Origin of the sequence: Actinoplanes awajinensis subsp. mycoplanecinus (assembly GCF_001509495.1) — a bacterium.
Taxonomy (GTDB): domain Bacteria; phylum Actinomycetota; class Actinomycetes; order Mycobacteriales; family Micromonosporaceae; genus Actinoplanes; species Actinoplanes palleronii.
In genome coordinates this window covers 1-6671 of record NZ_LLZH01000065.1, presented here as the reverse complement: position 1 = coordinate 6671, position 6671 = coordinate 1, and the positions used below count along the sequence as shown (strand labels likewise).

The following is a 6671-nucleotide window of genomic DNA, read 5'->3' as shown; positions in this document are numbered from 1 at the left end:
GTTGGCGGCTGTCCGTTTATTGATTGTGGTGGACATTGAAGGTCACCTTTGGTGGGGGTTATGGTGTGCCAAAGGTTGCTGTGATTGGCGGCGCTGAGGATTGTTGCGCGGGGGTCCATTGGTGAGTTCGCCCGATTGATCTTTTGGCGAGCTTTTGGCGTGAGTGGCGTGCTTTCTGGAATCGGGGGAGGCTCGCGGCTCGCGTTGTTGCCGGCTGGGTTCGGCGGGAAATGGGTTCCGATAGGCCTTTTGGGGTGACCGCTGGCTGATTTCGGCGGAGGGACTCATTCATGCGTTCGCGTCGGGCCCTGGTAGCTTCGGGAATTATGTCCGCCCTGATCCTTTTCGGATCATCCGTGGTGAGCCCGGTGGCGGGGCGGGCAGAGGCCGGTGAGCACGTCCACGAGCACGCGCCGGCCGCGGCGCCAGGGCACGAGCACGCGCCGGGCATGCTGCCAGGGCACCTCCAAGCGGATGCGGGGCAGGTCCAGGGGGAAGCGGAGCACGAGCACGGGGCCCAGGCGGTGGACGACTCGCCGGAGCACATGGCGGAGGACCTGGTCGGCACCCCGGTGCGGGTGATCGAGGAGCAGACCGCGGCGACCGCGGCGCGGATCCAGCGGGAGACCGGGGTGCGGCCCGGGGTGGCGCGGTCCCGGGCGAACGTGGCCGCGGACCCGGGGGTGTCCGGCGAGTGGAGTCCGGTCACCGCGACCTCGGTGGTTCCGGTGTTCGTGGCGACACTGCCGAACGGCAAGATGTTGATCTGGGATTCGGTGGGTGACAACGCGGCCGAGTCCTATCCGGATCATAGTTTCACCCGGGCGATGGTATGGAATCCCGTCGATGGCACCGAGAAGCGCATTGATCTTCAGGGCACCAACATCTTCTGTGCCGGTTTCGCACACCTCGCCAACGGCAACATCTTGATCGCCGGGGGAAATGCGAACAAACAACTTCAGGGTACGGTCCGGACATATGTCTTCGACTGGCAGGCCGAAACGTGGACCCGCGGGAAAGACATGGCGGCCGGCCGCTGGTATCCGTCGGTGGCGCAGACCGCGAACGGCGAAGAAGTGATCATCGGTGGCGGCCCGGCGACCGCGGAGGTCTATCAGACGGATGGCGCGATTCGGCCGTTGTCCGGGTTCACCCAATACAGTGCGCGGCTCTATCCGTTCCTGGCGTCGCGGCCGGACGCCCAGCTCGGGCTGTTCGGGCCGCACGTCACCGGCTACACGATCACCACGGCCGGCAACGGCGTGATCACGGCGACCACCAACCGGGACGGGATCTACCGGGACTACGGGAGCTTCTCCACGTACGACATCGGGAAGTCGCTGGTGGTCGGGGGTGGCTCGGTCACCGAGGACGGTGCCGCCAAGGTGCCGACCCGGACCGCGGTCGTGGTGAACAGCGGTGTCGGCTCGGTGCCGTCGTTCGCGGCGACCGGGTCGATGGCGACCGGCCGGCGTCAGTTCAGCGCGACGGTGCTCGCCGACGGTTCGGTGCTGGCGACCGGCGGGCTCGCCAGCACCGCGAAGTCCAGCCTGGTCGACCTGGACAACGCGGTGACGGCGGCGGAACGCTGGGATCCGGCGACCGGGCAGTGGACCGTGCTGGCGAGCGCGAGCCGGATCCGGCAGTACCACTCGACGGCCGCGCTGCTGCCGGACGGGCGGGTGATGACCGGCGGCGGTGGCATCTGTTCGACCTGCATGACGGTCGGCTACCTGGAGAAGAACGTCGAGTACTTCAGCCCGCCGTACCTGTTCGCGAAGGACGGCAGCGGCGCTCCCGCGGCCCGGCCGGTGATCTCTGCCGCGCCGGCGAGCGTCGCGATCAACACGAACTTCGCGGTCACCTCGGCCCAGGCGGCCGGGATCAAGAAGGTCGCGCTTGTCGGGCTGGCCGACGTCACGCACGGCGTGGATCAGGGCCAGCGCTACGTACCGTTGAAATTCTCGGTGTCGGGGACGACGCTGACCGTGACCGGACCGCCGAACGGTGGCGTGGCACCTCCCGGTTATTACATGCTCTTCGTGATCGACGCGAACGGCGTCCCGTCGGTCGCCAAGATCGTGCAGGTGGCCAAGGGCCCGAGCCCGGTGATGAGCCAGGTCAAGAACAACACCGGCCGGTGCGTGGACGTGCCGTCGTCGGCGATCGCCAGCCGCACCTACCTGCAGCTCTACAACTGCAACGGCTCCAAGGCGCAGTCGCTGACCCGGCTGCCGGACGACCGGACGCTGCGGCTGATGGGCAACTGCTTGGACGTGCCGTCCGGCAACTACGTGAACAACCAGCGGCTCTGGGCCTACACCTGCAACCGGTCCGGCCCGCAGACCTGGCAGTTCAACGCGGACGGCACGATCCGGCCGGTGGGCAACACCACGCTGTGCCTCTCCGCGGCGTCGTCGCTGAACCAGGCGATCCTCCGCCTCAACACGTGCACCGGCGTGGTGTTCCAGAAGTGGACCTACTGACCGGCCGCGGGCCGGTCGCCGTGCGGGCCGTACAGGTGCAGGATCTCGGCGGAGGCGCCGTCCGGGCCGAACCAGTGCGGCTCGGCGGTGTCGAAGTCGGCGGTGTCGCCGGGGTGCAGCAGCAGCGTGCGGTCGCCGAGCAGCAGCCGGACCGTGCCGGACAGCACGTGGAACCAGGCGTGCCCGGGGTGGCTGACCAGGGCCGGCGGGGTGCGCCCGGCGCCGAGGATCTGTTTGAAGACCTGGAGCCGGCCCGGGTACGCGGTCAGCGGCACGATCACGCTCGGGTTCCCGGTGCGCGGCTCGGTGCGGTGCGGGGTCAGGTGGGCACGCGGGTCACCGGTGGGCGGGGCGCCGATCAGGTGGTCGAGCGCCATCCGGTGCATCCGGGCCAGCGGGATCAGCAGGTCCAGCGTGGGCCGGCGCTTGCCGGACTCGAGGCGGGACAGGGTGCTCACCGACAGGCCGGTCGCGGACGCCAGATCGTCCAGGGTGAGCCCGCGGTCCTGCCGGATCCGGCGCAGGCGCGGGCCGATCCCGTCGAGCAACTCGGCCAGGTCAGGGTCCACCCCTGCAGTTTGCGGTCTTCGCAAGTTCGCTGGGACGGCGGGGCCCGCGCGGCGACCATCACGGTGACACGAAGGAGCCGTGATGGAGAAGACACGTCGTCGGGTGGTGCTGGCGATCTGCTGCACCAGCATCTTCCTGGTCGGGATGGACACCACGGTGGTGAGCGTGGCGCTGCCGTCGATCGGCCGGGACCTGGGCCTCGGGGTCCGTGAGCTGGAATGGGCGGTCGACGCGTACACGCTGGTGCTGGCGAGCCTGCTGATCACGTCGGGGGCGCTGGCCGACCGGGTCGGCCGACGGCGGATCTTCCGGGTCGGGTTGGTGCTGTTCGCGGCCGGGTCGGTGGGGTGCGCGCTGGCGCCGGGGCTCGGTGCGCTGGTGGCGGCGCGGGTCGTTCAGGGCGTGGGCGGGTCGATGCTGAGCCCGGTGGCGCTGGCCATCGTGGTCAGCACGATCACCGACGCGCGGCAGCGGGCGCAGGCGATCGGGATCTGGGCGGCGGTGTTCGGGCTCAGCATGGCGGCCGGGCCGGTGCTCGGCGGCGCGATCGTCACGGGGCTGGGCTGGCGGCCGGTGTTCTGGGTCAACCTGCCGATCATCGCGGTCGTGCTGGTCCTGACCGTGGTCTACGTGCCGGAGTCGCGGTCACCCCAGCCGCGGCGGTTGGACCCCACCGGCCAGGTGCTGCTCACGGTCCTGGTCGGGACGGTGGTCGCGGTTCTCATCGAAGGGCCGCGGGTGGGCTGGTGGTCCGGTCCGTCGATGATTTCGTACGGGGTGATCGCGGCCGCCGCGATCACGTTCAGTGTGGTGGAGGCCCGTCGTGCCGAGCCGCTGATGGACCTGCGGCTGTTCCGGCGGCTCCCGTTCGCCGCGGCCGTCGGCGGCGCGGTGGTGACCTTCACGGCGCTGAACCTGACCCTGCTGCTCGGCACGTTCTACCTGCAGCAGGTACGCGGGATGAGCCCGATCGCGGCCGGCCTGGTCACGCTGCCGATGGCGATCGCCGCGACGGTCTGCGCGCCGCTCTCCGGCTACCTGGTGGGGCGCTCCGGGCCGCGCCTGCCGCTGCGCCTGGCCGGGGTGAGCACCACGATCGGCGGGCTCCTGCTGGTCGGGCTGAACGAGCGGACCGGGGTGCCGGTGCTGCTCACCGCGTACCTTTTCGTGGGTGTGGGTGTGGGTTTCGCCAATGCGCCGATCACCAATACCGCGGTCAGTGGCCTGCCGGCGGCCCGCGCCGGAGTGGCCGGCGGGATCGCCTCGACGGCGCGACAGGTCGGCGCGGCGCTCGGCATCGCGCTCGCCGGTGGGCTGGTCGCGGACCCCGGCCCGGCCGGCCTGGCCGCGGCGACCCGCCCGGGCTGGTTCCTGGTCGCGGCCGGTGGCCTGGCCCTGCTGCTGATCGCCCAGGTCTCGCCGGCGCCCGGTGACGCCGGTCGGGTCAGCCCGGGGCCGGGCTCAGGTGCTCGGCCAGCACCGCGAGATGGGTCTTACGAGCCTCGGCCCAGCGTTCCCGGCCGGTCTCGGTGATCTCCACGAACACCCCGCGCCGGTCGTCCTCGCAGTGGGTGCGCTCGACCAGCTCGTTCTTCACCAGGCGGCTCACCGTCCGGGACAGGGCGCTCTGGCTGAGATACATCGTCTCGGCGAGATCCTGCATGCGCCGCTTGTCACACTTCTGGGTGGTGAGACGGTCGAGAGTCTCGTACTCACTGAGAGTGATGCCGTGCGCCTCGCCGAGGACCCGCTCGAGGTGACAGGCGACCTCGTTGTAGCTGCTCAGGAGTGCTCGCCAGCGCTCGACGAGGTCTGTTTCCCGCTCCATGGGGGGCATCTTACTCCGTACGAGTCAGTTGATGCATGTGAAATTAATGCGGCGGCATTGGATGCTTGAACATTAGATGCGCACGCATCTAATGTCTCCACCGTGACTATCACCGAAACCCCGGCCCCGTCGGCCTCGCCGGCGCAGGCCGCGGAACAGCGCTGGACACCACGGCTCTGGGGCGTGCTCGCGGTGTTGTGCGCGGTCCTGTTCCTCGACGGCCTGGACGTCTCGATGGTCGGGGTGGCGCTGCCCTCGATCGGCTCCGAGCTCGGCCTCTCCACCACCTCCCTGCAGTGGATCGTCAACGGCTACGTGCTCGGCTACGGCGGCCTGCTGCTGCTCGGCGGGCGCACCGCCGACCTGCTCGGCCGGCGCAAGGTCTTCCTGATCGCGCTCGGGGTCTTCACCGTGGCCTCGCTGATCGGCGGCCTCGTCGACGACGGCGGGCTGCTGATCGCCACCCGGTTCATCAAGGGCCTGGCCGCCGCGTTCACCGCGCCGACCGCGATGAGCATCCTGACCACCACGTTCCCGGAGGGCTCGGCGCGCAACCGGGCGCTCTCCATCTTCACGGTCTTCGGCGCCAGCGGATACTCCTCCGGCCTGATCCTCGGCGGCGTGCTGACCAGCCTGGGCTGGCGGTGGACGTTCCTGGTCCCGGTGCCGCTCGCGCTCGCCGCGCTGATCGCCGGCATTGTGCTCATCCCGCGCGACAAGCCGGCCGCCGGCGGTGGTCACGACCCGATCGGCGCGGTCACCCTGGTCGGCGGGATGCTGCTCGCGGTCTACACCGTGGTCACCGCCCCGCAGCGTGGCTTCGAACCACTCACCGTCGGCCTCGCGGTGCTCGCGGTGGCCCTGCTGGCCGGGTTCGTGATCGCGGAGAGCCGGGTCCGGCACCCGCTGGTGCGGCTGAGCATCTTCCGGATCGGCACCATCGTGCGGGCCAACGCCAGCATGGTCGCGCTGATGGGTTCGTACGTCAGCTTCCAGTTCATGATGACGCTCTACCTGCAGGACGTGCTGCACTGGACGCCGCTGCGGATGGCCCTGGCGCTGCTCCCGGCCGGCCTGATCGTCGCGTTCGGCTCACCGTTCATGGGCCGGCTGATCGACCGCTACGGCACCGCGCCGCTGATCGTGGCCGCGATGATCTCGCTCAGCTCCGGATACGTCTGGTTCCTGGTCACCGCCGGCAGCCGGCCCGGCTACCTGGTCACCGTGCTCCCGGCGATGCTGCTGCTGGGTGGTGGCTTTGCGTTCGGCTTCAGCTCGATCATGGCGCAGGCCACCGACGGCATCGACGACTCGGAGCAGGGCCTGGCGTCCGGGCTGGTGCAGTCGTCCGGGCAGGTCGGCACCGCGCTGGTGCTGGCGGTGGTCACCGGCCTGATCGCCTCGGCCACGACGGCGGCCTCCGTTTCCGGCTCCGGGGACTTCACGGCGTTCCGGCCCGGGGTCAACCTGGTCACCGGAGTGGCGGTGGCGGGGCTGCTGCTGAACGCGATCGCGATGATCGCGGCGAGATCCCGCCGCATTTCTGCCTGATTTTCAAAAATGGTCAGCTGATTTTCCGAAAAATGGCCGTTCCCGGAGAGGGGCTCACGCTTCCGTGAGCCCCTCGCCGTTCTTGTTTCCCCTGGTGGGAGTGGGTGCGAGGGGCCGGATTCGTCGTTCTCGGTATGAGTGCGCTAGTCTTTAGAAGCCGACGCGGGGTGGAGCAGCTCGGTAGCTCGCTGGGCTCATAACCCAGAGGTCGCAGGTTCAAATCCTGTCCCCGCTAC

General features: G+C 69.6%; 5 protein-coding genes and 1 tRNA gene. 4 read left to right on the top strand and 2 right to left on the bottom strand.

The features are described from left to right. Positions 1 to 368: 368 nt before the first annotated feature. Positions 369 to 2486 (top strand): galactose oxidase-like domain-containing protein, encoded by a 2118-nt coding sequence (locus ADL15_RS11040; protein WP_232344021.1) that lies wholly within the window; start codon positions 369 to 371, stop codon positions 2484 to 2486. Here ADL15_RS11040 and ADL15_RS11035 read toward each other — a convergent pair. Further along, the gene (locus ADL15_RS11035; protein WP_067687962.1) at positions 2480 to 3055 is read right to left on the bottom strand and encodes a helix-turn-helix domain-containing protein; all 576 of its coding nucleotides are present in this window, start codon (positions 3053 to 3055) and stop codon (positions 2480 to 2482) included. The genes ADL15_RS11040 and ADL15_RS11035 overlap by 7 nt on opposite strands. An 82-nt stretch (positions 3056 to 3137) precedes the next feature. Between ADL15_RS11035 and ADL15_RS11030 the strand changes: the two genes are divergently transcribed. Then, positions 3138 to 4589, top strand: coding sequence for an MFS transporter (locus tag ADL15_RS11030; RefSeq protein ID WP_067687960.1), 1452 nt, complete (start codon positions 3138 to 3140; stop codon positions 4587 to 4589). On the opposite strand, the gene ADL15_RS11025 is transcribed toward ADL15_RS11030, so the two are convergent. Then, positions 4501 to 4884, bottom strand: a complete 384-nt coding sequence (locus ADL15_RS11025) for a MarR family winged helix-turn-helix transcriptional regulator (RefSeq protein WP_067687958.1) — start codon at positions 4882 to 4884, stop codon at positions 4501 to 4503. The genes ADL15_RS11030 and ADL15_RS11025 overlap by 89 nt on opposite strands. A gap of 102 nt (positions 4885 to 4986) precedes the next feature. On the opposite strand from ADL15_RS11025, the gene ADL15_RS11020 reads away from it, so the two are divergent. Both ADL15_RS11020 and ADL15_RS11015 read left to right on the top strand, forming a co-directional pair. Continuing rightward, complete coding sequence (locus tag ADL15_RS11020) at positions 4987 to 6435, top strand: MFS transporter (protein ID WP_067687956.1); 1449 nt, start codon at positions 4987 to 4989, stop codon at positions 6433 to 6435. Between the two features lie 161 nt (positions 6436 to 6596). Beyond that, positions 6597 to 6670: transfer RNA gene (locus ADL15_RS11015), tRNA-Met, on the top strand. Position 6671 lies beyond the last annotated feature (1 nt).

What these genes read in the sequence shown, in the direction of transcription:
- ADL15_RS11030 (WP_067687960.1), top strand. Translation starts at nt 3,138, where the DNA reads ATGGAGAAGACACGTCGTCGGGTGGTGCTGGCGATCTGCTGCACCAGC.
- ADL15_RS11025 (WP_067687958.1), bottom strand. Translation starts at nt 4,884, where the DNA reads ATGGAGCGGGAAACAGACCTCGTCGAGCGCTGGCGAGCACTCCTGAGC.